Here is a 20,233-nt window from a genome sequence, read left to right on the forward strand (position 1 = left end):
GAACCAGCATGAAGAGAATCAGCATGATCAGACCCAGACGTCCCAAGGCAACCCGGGTCAAGGCGGTGCTGGCGACGGGGGTCGTCGCACTCCTTGCCACCGTGCTCTCGGCGTGCAGCGGGGGCGGCGGCGGTCAGGCGAACAACGTCATCAGCTACTGGCTGTGGGACTCATCCCAGGAGCCCGGCTACCAGCAGTGCGCCGATCTGTTCCACAAGGCCAACCCGGACCTGAGCGTCAGGATCACCCAGTACGGCTGGAACGACTACTGGACCAAACTGACCGCCGGCTTCATCGCCGGCACGGCCCCGGACGTCTTCACCAACCACCTGACGAAGTATCCGCAGTTCGTCGATCTCAACGTGCTGCAGCCGCTGGATGAGCTGCCAGCCACCAAGGACATCCGTAACGACGAGTTCCAGCCCGGCCTCGGCACGCTGTGGACCGGCCAGGACGGCCACCGCTACGGGTCACCGAAGGACTGGGACACGGTCGGCCTGTTCTACAACGACGATCTGTTGCAGAAGGCAGGCGTCGATCCGTCGGAGTTGAACAACCTGGCATGGAACCCCCAGAACGGTGGCACATTCGAGAAGCTCATCGCCCACCTGACGATCGACACCCACGGCGTACGGGGTGATCAGAAGGGTTTCGACAAGCATCACGTCGCGGTCTATGGTTTCGGCGGTCTGGGAGCCGGTGACAACATGGCGCAGACCACCTGGTCGTCATTCGCCTACAGCGACGGCTGGACCTACATGAACAAGAACCCGTGGGGCACCAGCTACAACTACGGTGATCCCAAGCTCCAGGAGACCCTCAAGTGGTACTTCGGGCTTGCTCAGAAGGGCTACGCACCGACGTACAACTCCTTCAGCTCCAGCTTCGGTGGTTTCAACCAGTTGGCCGCCAACAAGGCGGCGATCGTCCAGGACGGCGCGTGGATGATCGCGACCTACCAGACGATCAAGGGTGTCAAGTGGGGGATCGCGCCGATGCCGATCGGGCCCACCGGGCACCGGGCGGGCCCGTTGGGCAGCTTGGCCGACTCGATCACCAAGACAGCCAAGAACAAGGACGCCGCTGCCAAGTGGGTGCAGTTCATGAGCACCGCGCAGTGCCAGAACGTGATCGCCAAGGCGGGCGTGGTGTTCCCTGCTCGTCCGGCGTCCACGCAGCTGTCGCTGCAGACGCGTAAGGCCGCCGGAATCGACGCCTCGTCCTTCGTCGACATGGTCCAGAACAAGGAGACCTTCTTCCTGCCGATCAGCAGCTTCGGTGCTGACATCACGGCGATCATGACTCCGGGATTGCAGGCGATCTATACCGGGCAGAAGCCGGTCTCCTATCTGGAGACCCTCAACGAGCAGGTGAACAGGCTGTTCAAGTTGAACTAGGCCTTCCGGATCACAGGATGAGGTGACAGGTGGTCGCCTCTGGTTGCGCTTTCGGGTTTGAGGTTAGCGGAGTGGGTGTTGATCAAGGACTTGGCGGGGTGTTCGGCCGTGCATGTAGTCGCTGTGGTTGGGGCGGTGTTGGTTGTAGTCGTCGATCCAGTGCTGGAGTGCGTGGTCCAGGTCGTCGACGCGGTCGATCCGGGCCCGGTGGAACATCGGCCGGTAGAACTCGTGCAGTGCGGTGCCTTGGAAGCGTTCGCAGACTGCATTGTGGTTCGGCGATCGGGGCGGGATCCGGTGATGAGCGATGTCGATCTCGGTCAGATGGGTGGTGAACGCCCGGCCGGTGAACTCCGGGCCGTTGTCGGTGGTCACGCCGGTCAGGGTGATATCGAGCCGGGCGAGTTCGGCGGCGACGTGGTCAACGAAGCTGGCAGCCTGCTCGGCGGTCTTGTCTCCCACGATCAGGCTGACCACCGCCCACCGGGTGCAGACGTCAATCGCGGTGAGCTGCCAGATCGCGCCGACACCCTTCAGTTTGCCGACGTAGAAGGAATCCAGGGCGACCTCGCGTCCTGGAAGCGGGCTGTAGTGGCAGAACCCGAATGGGCCCTCGGCAGCGGCATCGGTCACCACGCCGGTGGTTGCGGCAGTGATCGAGGCCAACGCGGCGATCCGGTCTTGACGGTGTCCGAGGTGGTGGTTGCGGAGGATCTTTTGAACTCCGGACGCCGATCGACGCACTCCGATCCGGGCCAGGTGACGCAGCAGCTGGCGGGCACCCAGGGTCGGCTGGCAGACCGCGATCGCCAGGATCTTCGACACTTCCTCCGGGCTCATCGCGTTCGGCATCACCGGTGGCCGGCGGCTCTTCGGCATCAACGATGCCGACCCGTACTGCTGGGCGCGGCGGACCCATCGGTAGTAGGACTGTCGAGACACACCGAACGTGCGGCAGGCCTCGGTGACACCGACCTTGGCCGCATGGGCAATCAGAGCAGCACGACGATCATGGATGATGGAATCAGGGGTCACGGGATGGTCTCCTTCGGTCACAGGAAGCAACCAAAGGTTCCCACCCGTGACCCCGCCCTCACCGGAGCGGTGTCACCTCATCCCGTAAACCGGAAGAACTAGGCCGTCGGGGAACCCCTATGAGTCCGGGATTCGAGCGCAGTATCGCGGCAGCCGATGCCAGTGCGCGGTCGGTGGCGCTGGCAGTGCTGCGCTCGGGTCCGGTTTCCCGTGCCGATCTTGCCCGCCGGCTCGGACTTTCGACCGCCAGCCTGACCAGGCTGACCAGGCCCATGATCAGCAGCGGGCTGTTGGTCGAGCAGGAGCCAGAGACTGGCAAGCGCACCGGTCGGCCGTCGAAGCCGCTGGACATCGATGCCGGGCAGGCTCACTTCCTCGGAATCAAGATCACCTGGGACGTGATCTACACGGTGGTGTGTGATCTCAAGGGCACGGTGATCAGCCGCGCAAGTGCGGCTGTCCCCGACACATCTCCGGAAGTGGTCATCGATCAGGCGCTGGCGATCGTCACCGATCACCGGCTGGCCTGGCCGGGCATCGCCGGGGTCGGGATCGGCATCGGCGGCACGGTTGAAGGGCACAGCCTGGTACGCCGGGTGTCGGCGCTGGGTTGGAACCGCGAGCTCGATCTTGCTCACCGGCTGGCGGCGGCGATCGAATTGCCGGTCAGCGTCGACAACGACGTACGCGCGCTGACGCAGGCCGAGCTCTGGTTCGGCGAAGGCCGAGGCTGCTCATCGTTGGTGATGATCACCATCGGTGTCGGTGTCGGCTGTGCGCTGGTGATCGATGATCAACTGTACGAGGGCCGCCGCGGGCTGGCGGCGAAGATCGACCATTGGTCGCTCGACCCGGACGGGCCCCAGTGCCCGCGCGGCCACCGAGGCTGCGCCGACCAACTGCTCACCTCGGGCCGCATCTCCGAACGGGCGACTCAACGCCTGGACCGGCCGGTGAGCTTCGAGGAATGCCTGCGATTGGCCGGCGTCGGTGACCCGGCCGCCGGCGACATCGTCCAGAGGGCCGCGGCCGGACTCGGGCTGCTGGTCTCCCGGGTCGCCGACCTGATCGCACCGGAACGCATCCTGCTGACCGGCGACGGCATCGAGCTGGCGATGCTGGCGGAGGACCGGATGCGTGCGGCGGTGGCCGCGAACCGGTCCTTGGCGGCCGATGCCGACGACGTCCGCCTGCTGCGATCGGATTTCTATGTTTGGGCTCGAGGGGCGGCCGCGGTCGCCATCCGCCGGCACATGCTGACCGAGCTGAGCGTCACCTGAGCTCCTGTCGGCGAACTGTGGCTCGGTTGAAGGGCAGGTGGCCGACGAAGCCGATCACCATCGCGGCGAGCACACCGAGGTTGGCGTACGCCCAGGAGCCGTCCCGGCCACCCAAGGGGCCGAGCAGGTAGCCCTGCCAGCCCAGCCAGCCGGCGTAGGTGTTGGTCACCAGACCCCAGCCGACCGCGGTGCCCAGCAACATCAGGATGATCGAGACCCAGTTGATGTCTCCGTAGCGGCCGGTGCGATCCTGCAGGTCGACCGCGTCGTAGTCGGAACGCCGCAGGACGACATCGGCGATCATCACTCCTGCCCAGGCTGCGATCGGCACTCCCAGCGTGATCAGGAACCCCTGGAACGGGCCGAGGAAGTCGGTGGCGAAGAAGACGATGTAGACGGATCCGATGATCATGATCGTGCCGTCGATCCCGGCCGCCAGCCAGCGCGGCACCGGCAGCCCGGCGGTCATCAGGGCCAGACCTGAGGAGTAGATGTCCAGCACCGCGCCGCCGACCAGACCGAGCACCGCCACCACAGCGAACGGTACGAGGAACCAGGTCGGCAACAGGGTGGTCAGTGCGCCGATCGGGTCGGCGGCGACCTTGTCGTTCAGCGTCTTGGACGATCCGGCGAGCAGGATGCCGAACACCAACAGCAGTACTGGTGCCAGGGCGGCGCCGAAGGTGGTCCAGGCGACCACGCCGGAACTGCTGACCGACCGCGGCAGGTAGCGGGAGAAGTCGCCGGCCATGTTGGCCCAGCTGAGTCCGAACGCGGTCATCATGAAGATCAACGCGCCGATCATGGCGGCGATACCGCCGGACGACAGGTTCGACAGCGCCGCACCGTTGATGTTGCCGGCGACCAGGATCGCGTACACGATGGTCAGCACACCGGTGATGATCGTGATCCACACCTGCAGTCTCATGATCAGCGAGAAGCCGATGATGCCGCTGCCGACGATCAGCACAGCGACCACGACCAGGGCGACGAGTTTGGTCGGGGTGCCGGCGTTCCAGCCCAGCTCGCTGAAGACGGTTGTGGTGGCCAGCACGGCCAGTGCGGTCAGCGCGGTTTCCCATCCGACGGTGATCAGCCAGGACACGACCGCGGGCAGCCGGCTGCCGCGGACCCCGAACGCCGGCCGGGCCAGCACCATGGTCGGTGCCGAGCCGCGCATGCCGACCAGCGAGATGACCCCGCACAGCACGAAGGACAGCACCGTGCCGATGACGCCGACGATGATCGCCTGGACCGCCGAGAGCCCGAAGCCGAGGACGAACGAGCCGTAGCTGATGCCCAGCACCGAGACGTTGGCCGCGAACCACGGCCAGAACAGGCTCCGCGGCGCACCGTGGCGCTCCTCCTCGGCGATGGTGTTGATGCCGTTGCGCTCGACGGCCATCGTTGTCCGGGTTTGTGCCGGAGATTCCATGGGGCCAGAGTACGGAATAGTCGACCGACGGGTGGCGCATTACACTCGCACGCGTGGCCGGCCGGATCAACGACGAAGACATCGCGGCCGTCCGTGAGCGCGCGCGGATCGACGACATCGTCGGTTCATACGTGATGCTCCGGAATGCCGGCGGTGGATCGATGAAGGGACTGTGTCCCTTCCACGACGAGTCCACACCCAGCTTCAACGTGACCCCGTCGCGCGGACTGTGGTACTGCTTCGGCGCCTGCGGCGAGGGCGGCGATGTCATCGCGTTCATGCAGAAGATCGAAAACCTCAGCTTCACCGAGGCGGTGCAGAAGCTCGCCGACCGGGTGGGCATCCACTTGCGGATCTCCGACGACGGCGGACCGCGGCTGCCGGCCGGGCTGCGGGTCCGGTTGATGGACGCCCACAAGGCCGCGGCCGAGTTCTTCGCCGAGCAACTGGCCACCCCGGATGCGCTGACGGCACGCCGGTTCCTGGCCGAACGCGGGTTCGACCGGGCAGCGGCCGAGGAGTTCGGCGTCGGCTTCGCGCCGCGCGGCGGCCGGGGGCTCGCCCGGCACCTGCTGGCCCGTGGGTTCGACGAACAGGAGCTGATCACCGGCGGTCTGCTGCGCCGTGGCGGCTACGACTTCTTCTCCGGGCGGCTGCTGTGGCCGATCCGGGACGCCGGAAAGTCGGTGGTCGGCTTCGGTGCCCGGCGGATCTTCGACGACGACCGGCTGCCGGCCAAGTACATCAATACTCCGGAGACACCGCTCTACAAGAAGTCCCAGGTGCTGTACGGCCTCGACCTGGCCCGGACCGAGATCGGTCGCAGCGGCCAGGCGGTCGTGGTCGAGGGCTACACCGACGTGATGGCCGCACACCTGTCGGGCGTACGGACCGCCGTCGCGTCCTGTGGTACGGCTTTCGGAAACGATCATGCCCGGGTGCTGCAGCGGCTGATGGGGGATCAGGGCAACGGCGAGGTGATCTTCACCTTCGACGGCGACGCCGCCGGGCAGGCCGCGGCGCTGAAGGTCTTCTCGCTGGACTCGGCGTTCATCACCCAGACCTATGTCGCGATCGAACCGACCGGGCTGGATCCGTGCGATCTGCGGTTGCAGCACGGAGACGCCGCGGTACGGGAGCTGGTCGGCCGCCGGGTGCCGCTGTATCGCTTCGTGATGACCAACATCCTGTCCCGGCACGATCTCGATCGGGCCGACGCACGGGTGGACGCGCTGCGGGAGGCCGCCCCGCTGGTGGCCAGCGTGCGCGACGCGGGCAAGGTGAGCGGCTACATCCGGGAGCTGGCCGGCTGGTTGGGGATGGACCCGGACGAGGTGCGCCGGGAGATCCACCGGGCGTCGTCGAGATCGTCGAAGCGCGGCCCCGAGCTGACACCGACCAGCCCGGACTCACCGGCCCAGCGGAAGGCGTCCGCCGAGGTGCTGCCGGATCCCGCCGACCGGAACCTGATGACCGAACGGGAGACCGCGAAGTTGATCATCCAGGCGCCGGAGTTGTTGGGCGAGGACCTGGCCGTGCTCGTTCCGGACGACTTCACCCATCCCGCCTACGCCGCAGTGCTGCGCCACGCGCAGAAGGCGCTGGCCAACCAACCGGTCGGCAACGACCCGTTCCACGACTGGCCGCGGCGGGTGGCGGCGGCCGAGGACAACCCGTGGGTCAATTCGCTGGTCATCTCGCTGGCTGTCGACCCGCTGCTCACCGAGAAGCCGACGCCGTCCTATGTCGTCGCCTACACGGCGAAACTGCGGCTGCTGACGGTGAGTCGGCAGATCGCAAAGATCAAGTCGCGGTTGCAGCGGACGAATCCGGTCGAGGACCCGACGACGTACAACAAGACGTTCTCGGAGCTTGTCGTGCTGGAGGCACAGCGCAAGGAACTGCAGAACCGCAGCCTCGGCCTTGCCTAGGTGACGCCGTGGACCTGTCGGGATTGAGGCTGACCTTCAACGACGACTTCGAAACCGGCGTGTTGGACGATCGGAATTGGGTCGACCACTACCTGCCGCAATGGACGTCCCCCGACCGGTCAGCGGCGCGCTATCGGGTCGACGCGGACGGGCTGACGTTGCTGATCGAGGCCGACCAGCCGGCCTGGCGCCGGGAGGACGGCGGCATGCGGGTGTCCAACCTGCAGACCGGTAGCCGCTCCGGACCGGTCGGGTCCCGCGACGGACAGCACCGGCACACCGACGGACTGGCGGTCCGAACCGCTGTGCCGGAGCGCCGGCTGTGGACGCCGAGACGCGGAGCCGTCGAGGTGACCGCGGCGGCAAGCCCCGACTCCTGCTGCATGCTCGGCATCTGGCTGGTCGGCTTCGAGGACCGGCCGGACCAATCGGGGGAGGTGTGCATCGCTGAGCTGTTCGGCAACCTTCGGGCACCGCGACGGTCGACCGTACGAGCCGGTGTGAAGGCGCATCACGATCCACGGCTGGCCACCGACATGGTCGACACCGAGCTGCCGATCGACACGGTGGAGCTGCACAGCTATGCCGCCCGGTGGGACGCTGATGGGATCAGGATCTTCGTCGATGATCAACTTCTCCGGGAACTGCCGCAAGCCGTGGACTACCCGATGCAGCTGATGCTCGACCTCTTCGAATTCCGTCCGAGCGAGGAGGTCGATGCCGCCGAATATCCCAAGACGGCGCGAATCCGGTCGGTACGCGGTTACGAGCCGGACAACAATCTCGGCTGATCGACAACAACGGGGCGGGATGGCCAACATCCGGGCCTCGCCCTGACCATCCCCGGACGGCCATGATCTGGTCATGGCGTTGGTCATCAGCCCCTCGGCCACCGAGAAGATCGGCTTCCGGTTGCCTCCTGCCGGGCTGAGCGCCGACGACGAGGCCACGCTTGCCACGGCGATCGAGGCCGGCGTTCTCGCTGCCGAGGCGCGGCGCACTGCTCACGCGTTCGGCGCCGGCGAGGCGGAGTTGATCATGCTGGAACAGATCGGCCGCAACGCGGCGCAGCTGTTCGTCGAGAGCAACTTGCGACTGGTCGCGATGGTCGTTCGCAAGGAGGCGGCGCGCAGCCGGATGTCGCAGAGGGAGCTGTTCCAGGAGGGCTGTCTCGGGCTGATCGAGGCGGTGCGGCGTTTCGATCACCGGCGAGGGCCGCGGTTCGCGACGTACGCCCTGCACTGGATCCGCGCCTACGTCGGGGCCATCTCGGCGAACCGCGCGGGGGAGCTGAATCTGCCGGCGAGCCGCGCCGGGCGGCTGCGGGAGGTGTGGGGCGTCCGGGCGCGGCTGGCACAACAGCTGGGCCGGGACGCCACCACCGAGGAGCTCGCGGTCGAGATCGGCAAAGAGGCCGACTGGGTGGCCCGGCTGCTGGCGTCCGGGCCGACCCAGCTGATGGACACCGATCAACTCCTCGGCCTCGGGCTGGCCGATGAGACGTCCGCCGAACAGTTCGAACTGATCTTCCGGGAGGCGATCCCCGGGCGTGAACTGCTGAACGGCCTCGGCGGCCTGCATCGTCGGGTGATCGAGCTTCGCTACGGCTTCGCCGACGGCAGGGAACACAGCCTGCGCGAGATCGCCGAAGAGCTCGGCCTGCCGTTGTCCACCATTCGACGGGCCGAGCTTCGCGCACTCGATGAGTTGCGCGCCGTCTGTCCACAGCAGGCGCGGGTGCACCTGTGATCAGCCGGCGGCCCCTGCCGTGGTCCGGAACGGGGATTCCTCCCGGAGATTGGAACAGCGAAACTCGCTCGAAGTGAGGAGTTTCGCTTGGTGACCCCAGCGGGATTTGAACCCGCGTTACCGCCGTGAGAGGGCGATGTCCTAGGCCGCTAGACGATGGGGCCGTCTGCTTGGCCGCCCGGTTCTGACGGGCGATCCTCGCGCTCCCCGGACTGGACTCGAACCAGTAACCTGACGGTTAACAGCCGTCTGCTCTGCCAATTGAGCTACCGAGGATCAGCGTCTCGTTCGGTGGCGCGGGAATGAACATTAGCAAAGGAGCGGCGCCGAACGCGAATCGGCGGATGCGCCCGCGACAGGGCGTCACTGGTTCGGGTCGTACTCACTCTTCAGCCGGATGATCCCGGTCTCTGCGAGCTCGCGAAGACCGGGAAGATCCCAGTCGAGACCGCGTGGCAGTGAGGCCCGCCATTGGATCGCCGCGTCGGGTCGCGACAGATCTCGCCGCCCACTCACGATGACACCCGGCTCGGCCCCCTTGATCCGCCGAGCGCCGACCAGCTCGATGAACTGTTCCACCGCGATCGAGGCGGCAACACGGTCCCGGAAGATCTCAGGCAGCCGCCCGGGATCCTTCAGCCGTACACCGCCGGACACCTCGCCGGTCCCGTCGTCGTACAACTGCCAGTGCAGCGTCGCAGTGTCGCGGTCGTAACCACCCCGCTCGATCTGGTGCCAGCCGATGTGCTGCCAGGTCAGCGCGTCGGGCGCACCGGCGCTGGTCGAGAGCAGCCCGGCAGAGATGACGCAGTAGTCGTCGTCCGTGGTGCGTTCCCAGCCGAGCAGCGTCCCGGGAGTGTGACCGGCGGCCTTGGCCGAGGCCAGCCAGGCGGCGCGAACGCTGCGATCGAGCCCACGACGCAGGCCGGCGAACAAGCCCATGGTCGGTTACCGGGACCGCGCGAAGTCGTTCAGATCGTCCAGGAAGTTCGTCGCCCAACGATCGATGTCGTGGTCGAAGACCTGCCTGCGCAGGATCCGCATGCGTCGCGCCTTGTTCCGAGGAGAGTCGGTGGCGGCTTCGAGCATCCGAGCCTTCATCTGGTTGATGTCGTACGGATTGATCATGTACGCCTGACGCAACTCGCGGGCCGCGCCGGCGAACTCGCTCAACACAAGGGCGCCGTCGTCGGCCTGCCGGCAGGCGATGTACTCCTTGGCGACAAGATTCATTCCGTCCCGCAACGGCGTCACAACCATCACGTCGGCGGCCCGATAGAGCGCCGCCATGTCCTCCCGGCCGTAGGAGGTGTGCATGTAGTTGATCACCGGCCGACCCAGGACGCCGATCTCGCCGTTCAGCCGGCCGACCAGCCGCTCGATGTCGTCGCGCAACTTCTTGTATTCCTCGACCCGTTCCCGGGAGGGATTGGCGACCTGCACGAAGGCCGCGTCCTCGGGGTCCAACGATCCGTCGGAGATCAGCTCGCCGAAGGCACGCAGCCGCTGGTAGATGCCCTTGGTGTAGTCGAGCCGGTCGACGCCGAGGAACAGGTACTTCGGATCGCCGACGTCGTGCCGGACCTGTTCGGCCCGGGCCGCGGTCTCCGGCTGGCTGGCCAATTCGAAGAACTCTCGGGTCTGGATCGAGATGGGGTACGCGCGGGTCAGCACCCGCCTCCCATCGGGCAGTTCGATGCTGCCGCGCTGCGTGGGATGGTGGGCGCGCTGCCGCACCAGCCGGGCGAAGTTCTGGGCACCACCGGTGGTCTGGAAGCCGACCAGGTCGGCGCCAAGCAGACCCTCGACGATCTCCCGCCGCCACGGCAGTTGCTGGAACAGCTCGGTGGGCGGGAACGGGATGTGCAGGAAGTAGCCGATCTTCAGATCCGGCCGCAGCTCCCGCAGGATCTCCGGCACCAACTGCAACTGATAGTCGTGGACCCAGACGATCGCGCCGGGCTCGGCGACCTCTGCGGCACGCTCGGCGAACCGGCGATTGACCCTGCGGTAGGCGTCCCACCACTCGCGATGGAACTCCGGGTGCGCCACGACGTCGTGATAGAGCGGCCACAGCGTGGCATTGGAGAATCCTTCGTAGTAGTCGCGGATCTCCTGGGCCGACAACGCCACCGGTACGATCTCGATGCCGTCGTGGTCGAACGGATCAAGATCTTCTTCGGCAGCACCGGTCCACCCGATCCAGGCGCCGCCCTGGGCCCTGAGCACCGGCTCCAAAGCTGTGACCAGGCCGCCTGGTGAGCTCCGCCAGTCGGCACTTCCGTCCGGATTGGTCACCCTGTCGACGGGCAGCCGGTTGGCCACCACAACGAAGGATGCTGTGTGACCCTTCTGGGGCCGCCGTGTCGTCGATCCGGACTTCTTGCCGTTGTGGCTTCTGCCGTTGGTCGTCTCGGTCGGCTCGGTCGATCTGCTCCGCCCGGCGGGGCTCATGTGTCCTCCCAGTTCGTCCGTCCCGACCCTACCTTGTACCGATTGATTACCCGCTGAGGGCATCTGCCACTCTTGTCCGCGTGAGCGAAGAGTTACCCAGCGGCCTCGTCGGCGACAGCGGAACCCTCACCGATGCCGGTCGCGACGCGCTGCAGGCGATCATCGCCAATCCCTCGAAGACCTTGGTCGCACTCGACTTCGACGGCACGATCGCGCCCATCGTCCCCGATCCCGAGAACGCTCGGGCCGACTCAGCGGCGGTTGACGCGTTGGCCAGGCTGGGTGATCTCGTCCTGGGCATCGTCGTGATCACCGGCAGACCCGCCAGGACCGCTGTCCGGCTCGGCGGCTTCGACCGGCATCCCGGGCTGCACCGGATGGTGGTGCTCGGCCAGTACGGTGCCGAACGGTGGGACGCCGACGGTGATCGCTTCGGCGCCGAACCCGAGCCGGTCGCGGTGACCCAGGTCGAGGCGGAGCTGCCCGACCTGTTGGCCGAACTCGACCTGTCCGACGCCCGGATCGAGCACAAGGGGCGGGCGATCGGTGTCCACACCCGGGAACTGGCCGACCCGGCCGGCGCCTTCACCGCACTGGTTCCGGCGCTTGGTGATCTTGCCAACAAGCACGGGCTGAAGCTGGAGCCGGGCAAGTTCGTCCTGGAGATCCGGGCGGACGGCAGCGACAAGGGGGACGCCGTACGGAACATCGTCACCGAGACCGGGGCCGAGCAGATCATCTTCATCGGGGATGATCTTGGCGATCTGCCGGCCTTCGACGCCGTTCGTGATCTTCGCGAACAGGGCACTCCCGGGCTGTTGATCTGCTCGGCCTCCCACGAGGAGGACTCATTGCTCATCCACGCCGACCTCGTCACGGCCGGCCCTGCCGGGGTGGCTCACTGGCTGACCGCGCTGGCCGACGCCTTGGACGGCGACGCGCCGGCACAAGCCTAGAGATCGACGGGCAAACCACTGGCGATCAAAGACCCGACATGGCAGCGTCGTCGGGATGAAGGTACGAATTCAGGCCATCACGATGGATTGTCATGATCCCGAGCGCGTCGGGCGGTTCTGGGCCGAGGCATTCGGTTGGCAGGATGATCCCGAGAATCCCAACGCCCCTGGCGATCCCGAGTGGTTGCTGGTGTCGGCCGACGGATCACGGGTGTTGTTCCAACCGGTGCCGGAAGCCAAGACGGTCAAGAACCGCCTGCATCTGGACCTTCAACCGGAGGACAGCACCCGCGACGAGACGGTCGAGCGGCTGATCGCCCTCGGTGCGACCCTGATCGGGGATCATCGCACGCCCGATCCGTCGGGCCCCGACGGAACCGGTTGGGTCACACTCGTCGACATCGAAGGCAACGAGTTCTGCATCGTCCGCAGCACCGCGGAACGGGCCGCTCAGCCCGGGTGACGGAGGGCGCGTGCCAGGGCGTCGTCCGGGCTGACCCGATGCTCCCAGTGATCGGCAGTGTCGATCGGCACTTGCAGCCAGAAGAAGTTCCGGATCAGGCTTGGAGCATCGGTCTGCCATTCGAACGATCCGAGGTAAACGGGTTCGGCCAACACCAAACCGCACTCTTCGTACGTCTCCCGAACGACCGCACCTGTCGGGTCGTCTCCCACTTCGACACCGATATCGATGATCAACAACGGACAACACACCTTTTGTGCTGACAACATCTGGCGGTCAGAAGTGTCGGAGGCGGCGGATACGGTGAAGCCATGCTCGAGACACCGGTGTACGACATGGACGCCGCGGAGACCTCCGCGTTGTTGTCCGAGTGCATCGGCGAGGAGATCTGGGCGCAGGACCGCCAGTTGATCTTGGCGGCCCACTTCGCGACCCTGTATCCGCCGGACACGCTGCCGCGCGCCGGCAGTACCCGGTTGGCGATGGTGGGGGAGCGAGCGGTGCGGCTGGGCGGCCCGGGGACACCGCTGGTTGCCGAGTTCGCGCCGGACGAACTTGCTCCCGAGATCGGGATGAGCATCTACCAGGCGACCTGCCTGATGGCCGACGCGCAGGATCTGCAGTACCGGTTCCCCGGACTATGGCAACTGGTGCTGCGCGGTGAGGCGCCCGGTCCGACCGTCCGATCGGTGGCGCGCAAGACCCGCGAACTTTCCAAGGCACAGGCGCTGGAGATCGATCGGCACCTCGCTGACAAGGTGCTCGCCATCCCGCGCGGACGCTTCGAGACCCTGCTCGATGCGGCCATCCTGCGGGTCGACGCGGCGGCCGTCAAGAAGCGGATCGAGGCCGCCGCGCGGGAGCGGTTCGTGAAGACCTCGCAGTCCACCGAGTACGGGATCAAAGGTGTCTACGCGAAGCTTGATGCTCCGGATGCGATCGGGTTGGACGCCACGGTCGACCGGCTCGCCGACATCCTGATGAGCTCACCGCGGCCGATCCCCGGCGTCGCCTACCGCAATGCCAGGACTCGTGAGGAGTGGCGGGCTACAGCTTTGGGGCTGCTGCGGAATCCGTTGCTAGCATCGAAGATCCTCGTTGAGCACGCCCAGCCGGACCTGTTCGAGGATTACGTCAGCACCTTCGAACCCGATCCCCGATCGCTGGCCGTTCCCGACGCACCGGCCGATACCGTCACGGAAGCTCCGCACGACCAGCCGGATCCAGAGCTGCGTCCCGATGACGCAGACGAACTTCCGGTGTACGAGCCGGTCGAGGTCCAGCCGGTGCCTGACAACGCACCGGTGACACTCCCTGATGATCACCTGGACTCAGGGCGTGTGCAACGCAGACAGCTGGCACTCGAGACTCTGCTGCGCGCCATCGATCCGATGAAACTGCTGTGCCCGACAACGCTGTATTTCCACGTCTCTGAAGAGGACTGGGCCACCGGAGGCTCCGCGGTCGTCCGCAGCGAACAGGCTGGACCGGTGCTCCTTGATCAGCTGCGCACCTGGTTCGGCAGCGGGTCCAAGATCATCGTGAAGCCGGTGATCGACGTCGCGCGGAGTATTCCGGTCGACGCCTATGAGATCCCCGACCCGATGCGCGAGATCATGCACCTGCGGTCACCGGCGAGCGTCTTTCCGTACTCGACGAATCTGTCCCGCAACAAGGATCTCGACCACACCATCCCGTACGCACGGGGCGGACCGACCGAGCCGGATGATCTTGGTCCGCTCGGGCGACGGGAGCACCGATTCCGTACGCACGGACGAGTGTCCCTGCGACAGCCCGAACCCGGCCGGTGGGTCTGGAGGACCAGGTTCGGTCGGGTTCTGATCACCACGTCCGCCGGAACGATCGATCTCGGTCGGGGGAGTTTCGGTGCCGGTGTGTGGCAGGCGGCGGTGCAATCCCGGCGGACCGTCGGCACCGCAGCCTGATCTGTGCCTGCCCGCTCAGTAGTTGTAGCCGCCGGAATCATCCTGCGAGGAACTCGCGGTCGGCGTCGCGGTGATCTTCTTGCCGTCCGGTCCGACCAGCCACCAGACGCCCCCGTAGCCCTGCCCCTTCGTCTCGCCGGGACCGGAGTCCTTGACGAAGGTGTAGAGCGGTCGCCCGTTGATGGTCACCTGGGTCTTGCCGTCCACGCCGGTGATCGTGCCGACCTTCCCGGTGATGCCGGTGACCTTCGGTGATTTGGAGTCGGTTGTCACCTCGGGCCACGCCGACGCACAGCTGCCGGTGCAGGAACTCTTGCCGGAATTCGGTCTGTCCTTGTCGTAGACGTAGACCGTCATCAACTGACCGTTGACGATGATCGTCCCGAGCTGGGAGGACAGGGTCTGCAACGCCGCGGCCCCGGCAGCAGGGGTTGAGGCCGGGGCCGAGGCGGCCGGCGGCGATGAACCGCCCGGCGTGGACGGCGGGGCAGCTGACCCTCCTACCGCCCCGCCGCCGGTACCGTTACTGCCGCCGCCGGACGAGCACGCTGCGAGCACGACCGATGAGAACACCAGGGCGGCCGCTGCCGCTCCCCGAACGCCCATGTCCGTCTCCGGGAGGATCGTGCATCGCCTGTCGACGCAGTCACCGGGGGAGACGGAGCAGTGGGCGGTTCAGTTCAACCGAAGCATCCGAGCCTCAGGCGGGCCGCTTGGGACCGTGCAGCGCAAGGTCGGCGGGGCTCCACCGGTCACCGACGGCCTTGGCCTGGTGCCAGTGCGGATAGATCAACTCCGGTGCGCTGATCTCATCCAGAGCATCCAGCTCGTCATCACTCAGCCGGACGTCGACCGAACCGAGGTTGTCGATCAGTTGTTCCTCGCGGCGAGCGCCGATGACCAGGGTGGTCACACCGGTCTTCTTGAACAGGTAGGTCAATGCCACTTGGGCCGGCGAGGCGCTGTGACCGTCGGCAATCTTGACCAGCAGCTCGATGGTGTCCCACAGCTTCTCGGGGTTCCGGATCGGCGGTTCGCCCCAGTCGGTCAGCTGGCGACCCTCTTCCGGCTGCTGGTCCCGGCGGTACTTGCCGGTCAACAGGCCGCCGGCCAGGGGTGCCCAGGCCATCACGCCGAGGCCTTGGTCGACCGACAGCGGGATCAACTCGTACTCGGCGTCCCGGCCCTCAAGGGAGTAGTAGATCTGGTTGGAGACGAAGCGCTGCCAGTTGTGGGCGTCGGAGATCGACAGCGCCTTCATCAGCTGCCAGCCGGCGAAGTTGGAGACGCCGAGGTAGCGGACCTTGCCGGACTTGACCAGGGTGTCCAGGGTCTCCAGGTACTCTTCCATCGGCGTCTGCCCGTCCCACTCGTGGACGTGGTAGATGTCGATGTGGTCGGTGCCAAGACGGCCCAGGCTGGCCTCGACCTGCTGCAGGATGTGGTGCCGGGACAGACCCGCGTCATTGGGTCCGTCGGCCATCGGGAAGCGCACCTTCGTGGAGATCAGCAACTGATCACGGCGACCCTTGATCGCCTTGCCAACCAAGGTCTCCGAGGCACCGATGCTGTACATGTTCGCGGTGTCGATCAGGTTGACCCCGGCGTCCAGCGCGATGTCGACCTGCCTGCGTACGCCGGCCTCGTCCACCGTGCCGATCAGGGAGGTGTCGCCCTGACCGAACGTCATCGTCCCCAACGTGAGTGTCGAGACCCGAAGTCCGGATCTGCCGAGTTGTCGGTATTCCATCACTGTCCTCCGATCGTCCGTGGTCGGCTCGCAACCTCAACCTAATGGCACCGCTAGACTCGCGCTGTTCCGGGGCGGTAGCTCAGCCGGTCAGAGCAGGGGACTCATAATCCCTGGGTCGTGGGTTCGAGCCCCACCCGCCCCACTGGTTGTTGTGATCGACAAAGGGGACTCACCCGACAGGCTCCCAGCCACCGGGCATCTGATGGGCTACCCGCGCGCTGAGACAGCAGGGCAGAGTTCATGGCCAGCCAGTGGAGGAATCCTCTGCAGATCAAAGGATCGCCAGATCAACTCTGCGGATCGATGTTAGGGACCTAGGACTCTATCGGTTTGCTCGACTACTCAATCAGCATAGCTATACGAAGCAGTGCAGAATGTGACATGATCGCATTTCGACACTGAAACCGGTGTATACGCCTACGTTTTGTCAATCGGCAGGTATACATGGCGTGCCCGATGCACTGTCTTCCTGATCGAGGCTTCCAACTTCGAGGGAGTGGTCTTCATGTCCAACATGGATCCGGGTCAGGCACCGCGGGCAAAGGAAGCGGGATCGTCCTCCGACAAGACTTCCTTTGATGCAATGAAGATGGTGCATATCGCTCATTCATTCAGCCATCAGCAAGATAAGGCGACCATTGACTCAGTATTGCGTGACTGGCGAGGGTACATCGCTGCACGGTTCGCACTAACGCCGGACCAACAGTCATTCCTTGACGCCGTCGACGACGGACGCCATCAAGAACTGGCTGGGCTGCTACGTGACGTAGTGGATAGCGGTGGATCAGAACGCCTCGTCGTGGTGATGGTGGCTGACCATGAGCGCGACGGAGGCATGTACCACGAGCTGCGCAAGGAGTCGGTCGAAGAGTCCAACCAAGGCCTGAGGCCGAACTTCGTCATTGCTCATTGTGATGCTCATTGCCGAAACTGGGGTTGGGGACCAGCTTAACGGTTCCTCCGTGCGGCACCGGCCCGAATCGGAATCACCACCCGCGGAGCCGAAATCGCCCAGTGACAAGCCGGGCGACGGTCGCGCCCGGCTTGTCACTGCTTGAGATTGTCGGCTATATGATCTCGAGACTGTTGATCGAGTCCTGAATCGACTCTGCGGTATCAGCGCCGGCATTGTCGGACCAGGCCGCGACGAAGGCCGTGTAGTTGCCGAAGCTTCCCTTCACCACGCGCAGGTAGAAGTGGTCGTAACTGATCTTCAGCCCGGGCTTGTGGTAATGCAGTTCGGCGGTGATGATACTTGCCGGCCGTGGGAGGTTTGTCGTCTGCGTGCGCTTCGTTTCGTTTCTCACGGTGACCGGACCGCTGACGTCGGTGTAGAAGATCGTGTACTGCCGCCAATAGGACAGGATCTTGTCCGCGGTCTGCTCGATACTCCTGCCCTCCAGTGCTTCTTCGACCTGAACGACCTCGAACTCCGCTCCCCAGGGGATGCCGTCTTCGAGCGGATGCTGACCGACGAGGTTCGGATTGCAGCTGTTACCGAAACATCCGCCAGCCCCGGGGGCTCCGATGTTGAAGGATCCCTTCCGGAGGCACGCGCCGGCCGGCAGCGTGCCCTGGATACCGTCCATCGAGAACTTCCCAGTGTCCGGGTCGAGGCGCACCGACGGTGCTGCCTTCGGAGCTGGGGCTGCCTTGGGAATCTGTGGCACTGATGCCGGTCTGGCACCCGCATCTCCCGGTGGGACCAGTGACAGGTGCATCGGTTTGCCGACCAGGACAATCGCCAGCACGATCGCGGCCGTGATGACAACGACCTCGATCCCGACCAATGCCGGGCTGGCCGAGTGAGGCCGCAACCGGTCCAGATCATTCGGTGGTTGGCTGTTGGTCATTTCATCGCCTTCTCACTGTGGCGTCATCGCGTTGCGATGTGTGTCCATGCTGGGGATCCTTCTTTGCCGAGAACCCGGCCGTATCCGCGCCGGGCACGGATCTTGACCCGACCGAACACGGATCTAGCCGATCGCCATCGGTCGTGACTCCGTACTGGCTGCGTCGGTCCGGCGACGGGTTCACAATTCGGTCATGGCTCCGACATCCCGTTTGGCGCCCGCCACCGGCAGCTCTCGGCGGTCACCGAGGTGATCAAGTCGGCCGCGGGCGCTCGTGGTCAAGGCATCCTCATCACGGGGTAAGGCCGGCCTCGGAAAGACACGGCTACTTTCCGTCGAGGCGTTCGCACGTCCCTCCGCGCGGCTTGCCTCGCACCCCGCTCATCGAGGCGGACACTCGGGGGTTCGGACGGCTGTGGTGCGGCTGTACATCTCGGTTCGTACGGTCTGGACACACGTCAGCAGCATGCTTGCGAAGACCGGTGCTGAGAGCAGGGATCAGCTTCCTCGCTGGCGGGGGTAGCGGCATTTCGCGCGCGAGGGAGCATACTGGCCTTGATGACGAAAAGATCTGGGCCCAGCCGACCACACCTGGCCACCAGCCCGTTCAAGCCTCAGCCCGAACCAGTTGTCGACCGGTTCGTCCTCGGCGACCGGGTCTCTCACGACACCTATGGTTTAGGGCGCGTCACCGGTGCTGAGGACAGCGCCGTGACCGTGGAGTTCGCGGCCCACAGGGTGCGCGTCGCCAGCCCGTACCGAAAGATGAAGAAACTCTGACGGTGCGCCGACGAGCCTTCAATGTGGCTCGCCGACGCACTACTTCGTCGATGGGATTGCCGAGAGGCTACGACGCGCAGGTCACGCGGAGGAAGTACGTGGCCTCGTGTACGACATCCTTGGAGACGGTCACGCTGACGGTGACAGCTCCCTTGTTCGGACGATAATTCTTGCCGTCCGGTCCGAGGACGCTGGCGATGGTGCAGCCCGGCTGATCGGTGATCGCGATCTTATGGGTGCCGGGTTCGGTGGCCTCGACGTGGGCCTCATGGAACGCCAGAATGCTCGGGTTGTATTCGGAGTACTTGGCGTTGGATGCGCCAAGCGTGTCAGTCCAGATCACGCCCAGGCCATCGATGTAACCGCTGATGCCCGGCTTGGAGAACGTCGTGTCGATCTCCACCGGCACGTTGTTCTTGACCTTGAAATTGTCTGTCTTGCTGTATCGCGGCACGAAGCAGTGCTTGTTGCCGGCCGCTTTGCAATCCAGCTGATCTGTCGGCGTTACCCACACCTTGTAGACACCGCCCGGGTTGGGCGTGTCGTTGTACGGGAACAGCTGGACCGTGATTCCAAAATCCTCGCCATCGGTGCCGGTGCTGTGCGCGCAGGATCCTGCTGCGCTCACGTTCTGGATCACTCCGCTGGCGTCAACGGTGAACTGCCGGCAGCTGATGTCGTCAGTTGACAGCAGGGTCTTGCCCGATGGGTCGGTGACCTGGAAGGTGTAGGTGCCTGCCGGTAGCCCGGCCGCATCGTCGGGGGCGTTGATGCCGGGTCCCCCGTTGAGGTAGACGTCATCCTTGGCGCCGTACTGGTTGAGGTTGACCGGGACACCGCTGACGTCCGAGGTGAAGATCGCCCCGGACAAGCGTGGTCCCGGTGGGTCCGCCTTCGCTGTGCCGGCGAAGGCGAAGAGGCACGCGACAGCCGTCGCGAGCATGGCAATGGATCTGCGCATGGTTCCCCTATGGGTCACGGGTGATGTGACGAGGAACGAGACGGGGCGCCCAGGGAACTCGTCCCTGCTCTGAGCGGGAACTTAGTCCTGCCGTCGTGCCCCCGTGGCGTATTTACCAATCCGTGACCTATTGCACCGGTCGGCCGCATTCGCTCCGAGTCCAGACAATTTGCTGAAGGCCTTCGCAGGGAGATGCGCCATGACATTTGGGTGGCGATGTATTGCTGACACCGGCTGGCA

The 20,233-nt window shown here is 65.5% G+C and carries 18 protein-coding genes and 3 tRNA genes; 10 read left to right on the plus strand and 11 right to left on the minus strand.

The genetic code is table 11. The features are described 5' to 3' along the window. Positions 1–8: 8 nt before the first annotated feature. Positions 9–1,397, plus strand: a complete 1,389-nt coding sequence (locus GJV80_RS02145; RefSeq protein ID WP_230208042.1) for a sugar ABC transporter substrate-binding protein — start codon at positions 9–11, stop codon at positions 1,395–1,397. Positions 1,398–1,460: 63 nt separating this feature from the next. Here GJV80_RS02145 and GJV80_RS02150 read toward each other — a convergent pair whose 3' ends face one another. Beyond that, complete coding sequence (locus GJV80_RS02150) at positions 1,461–2,432, minus strand: integrase core domain-containing protein (RefSeq protein WP_195909011.1); 972 nt, start codon at positions 2,430–2,432, stop codon at positions 1,461–1,463. A gap of 119 nt (positions 2,433–2,551) precedes the next feature. Between GJV80_RS02150 and GJV80_RS02155 the strand changes: the two genes are divergently transcribed. Next, a complete protein-coding gene (locus tag GJV80_RS02155) occupies positions 2,552–3,712 on the plus strand; it encodes an ROK family transcriptional regulator (RefSeq protein WP_154686504.1) in 1,161 nt (386 codons plus the stop codon). Here the strand turns inward: GJV80_RS02155 and GJV80_RS02160 are convergent. Continuing rightward, positions 3,705–5,147 (minus strand): cytosine permease, encoded by a 1,443-nt coding sequence (locus tag GJV80_RS02160; RefSeq protein WP_230208043.1) that lies wholly within the window; start codon positions 5,145–5,147, stop codon positions 3,705–3,707. The two genes, GJV80_RS02155 and GJV80_RS02160, sit on opposite strands and share 8 nt — an antisense overlap. 53 nt (positions 5,148–5,200) lie before the next feature. On the opposite strand from GJV80_RS02160, the gene dnaG reads away from it, so the two are divergent. The 3 genes from dnaG to GJV80_RS02175 all read left to right on the plus strand — a co-directional run bounded on the left by dnaG (position 5,201) and on the right by GJV80_RS02175 (position 8,827). Further along, positions 5,201–7,078: a DNA primase gene (gene dnaG, locus GJV80_RS02165; RefSeq protein WP_154686505.1), complete on the plus strand. Its 1,878-nt coding sequence runs from the start codon at positions 5,201–5,203 to the stop codon at positions 7,076–7,078. Between the two features lie 8 nt (positions 7,079–7,086). Further along, a complete protein-coding gene (locus GJV80_RS02170; protein WP_154686506.1) occupies positions 7,087–7,869 on the plus strand; it encodes a glycoside hydrolase family 16 protein in 783 nt (260 codons plus the stop codon). Positions 7,870–7,942: 73 nt separating this feature from the next. Beyond that, positions 7,943–8,827 (plus strand): sigma-70 family RNA polymerase sigma factor, encoded by an 885-nt coding sequence (locus GJV80_RS02175; RefSeq protein WP_154686507.1) that lies wholly within the window; start codon positions 7,943–7,945, stop codon positions 8,825–8,827. 88 nt (positions 8,828–8,915) lie between these two features. Here GJV80_RS02175 and GJV80_RS02180 read toward each other — a convergent pair. The 4 genes from GJV80_RS02180 to GJV80_RS02195 all read right to left on the minus strand — a co-directional run bounded on the left by GJV80_RS02180 (position 8,916) and on the right by GJV80_RS02195 (position 11,281). Beyond that, positions 8,916–8,991 (minus strand) — tRNA-Glu (locus GJV80_RS02180). Positions 8,992–9,030: 39 nt separating this feature from the next. Further along, a tRNA-Asn gene (locus GJV80_RS02185) sits at positions 9,031–9,103 on the minus strand. A gap of 87 nt (positions 9,104–9,190) precedes the next feature. Beyond that, on the minus strand, positions 9,191–9,769 hold the full coding sequence (locus GJV80_RS02190; RefSeq protein ID WP_154686508.1) for a hypothetical protein: 579 nt from the start codon (positions 9,767–9,769) through the stop codon (positions 9,191–9,193). A 6-nt stretch (positions 9,770–9,775) separates the two neighbouring features. Next, positions 9,776–11,281, minus strand: a complete 1,506-nt coding sequence (locus GJV80_RS02195; protein ID WP_154686509.1) for a trehalose-6-phosphate synthase — start codon at positions 11,279–11,281, stop codon at positions 9,776–9,778. Positions 11,282–11,361: 80 nt separating this feature from the next. Between GJV80_RS02195 and otsB the strand changes: the two genes are divergently transcribed. Together otsB and GJV80_RS02205 are read left to right on the plus strand one after the other, a co-directional pair. Further along, positions 11,362–12,237, plus strand: coding sequence for a trehalose-phosphatase (gene otsB, locus GJV80_RS02200; RefSeq protein ID WP_230208044.1), 876 nt, complete (start codon positions 11,362–11,364; stop codon positions 12,235–12,237). A 55-nt stretch (positions 12,238–12,292) separates the two neighbouring features. Further along, positions 12,293–12,700 (plus strand): VOC family protein, encoded by a 408-nt coding sequence (locus tag GJV80_RS02205; protein ID WP_154686511.1) that lies wholly within the window; start codon positions 12,293–12,295, stop codon positions 12,698–12,700. Here the strand turns inward: GJV80_RS02205 and GJV80_RS02210 are convergent. Beyond that, positions 12,688–12,969 carry a hypothetical protein gene (locus GJV80_RS02210; RefSeq protein WP_154686512.1) on the minus strand — a complete coding sequence of 94 codons (282 nt, stop codon included), beginning with the start codon at positions 12,967–12,969 and terminating at the stop codon, positions 12,688–12,690. The two genes, GJV80_RS02205 and GJV80_RS02210, sit on opposite strands and share 13 nt — an antisense overlap. A gap of 42 nt (positions 12,970–13,011) precedes the next feature. On the opposite strand from GJV80_RS02210, the gene GJV80_RS02215 reads away from it, so the two are divergent. After that, positions 13,012–14,646, plus strand: coding sequence for an HNH endonuclease signature motif containing protein (locus GJV80_RS02215; protein ID WP_154686513.1), 1,635 nt, complete (start codon positions 13,012–13,014; stop codon positions 14,644–14,646). 15 nt (positions 14,647–14,661) lie between these two features. Here GJV80_RS02215 and GJV80_RS02220 read toward each other — a convergent pair whose 3' ends face one another. After that, the gene (locus tag GJV80_RS02220) at positions 14,662–15,252 is read right to left on the minus strand and encodes a hypothetical protein (RefSeq protein WP_154686514.1); all 591 of its coding nucleotides are present in this window, start codon (positions 15,250–15,252) and stop codon (positions 14,662–14,664) included. 94 nt (positions 15,253–15,346) lie between these two features. After that, a complete protein-coding gene (locus tag GJV80_RS02225) occupies positions 15,347–16,396 on the minus strand; it encodes an aldo/keto reductase (protein WP_154686515.1) in 1,050 nt (349 codons plus the stop codon). Between the two features lie 71 nt (positions 16,397–16,467). Here GJV80_RS02225 and GJV80_RS02230 point away from each other — a divergent pair. Continuing rightward, positions 16,468–16,541: transfer RNA gene (locus GJV80_RS02230), tRNA-Ile, on the plus strand. A gap of 363 nt (positions 16,542–16,904) precedes the next feature. Continuing rightward, the gene (locus GJV80_RS02235) at positions 16,905–17,351 is read left to right on the plus strand and encodes a hypothetical protein (RefSeq protein ID WP_154686516.1); all 447 of its coding nucleotides are present in this window, start codon (positions 16,905–16,907) and stop codon (positions 17,349–17,351) included. A 115-nt stretch (positions 17,352–17,466) separates the two neighbouring features. On the opposite strand, the gene GJV80_RS02240 is transcribed toward GJV80_RS02235, so the two are convergent. Together GJV80_RS02240 and GJV80_RS02245 are read right to left on the minus strand one after the other, a co-directional pair. Beyond that, positions 17,467–18,069, minus strand: a complete 603-nt coding sequence (locus GJV80_RS02240; protein WP_154686517.1) for a hypothetical protein — start codon at positions 18,067–18,069, stop codon at positions 17,467–17,469. A 1,030-nt stretch (positions 18,070–19,099) separates the two neighbouring features. Continuing rightward, positions 19,100–19,993, minus strand: a complete 894-nt coding sequence (locus tag GJV80_RS02245; protein WP_154686518.1) for a hypothetical protein — start codon at positions 19,991–19,993, stop codon at positions 19,100–19,102. Positions 19,994–20,233: the final 240 nt, after the last annotated feature.

Origin of the sequence: Microlunatus sp. Gsoil 973, from assembly GCF_009707365.1 — a bacterium.
In the GTDB taxonomy this organism is placed as follows: domain Bacteria; phylum Actinomycetota; class Actinomycetes; order Propionibacteriales; family Propionibacteriaceae; genus Microlunatus.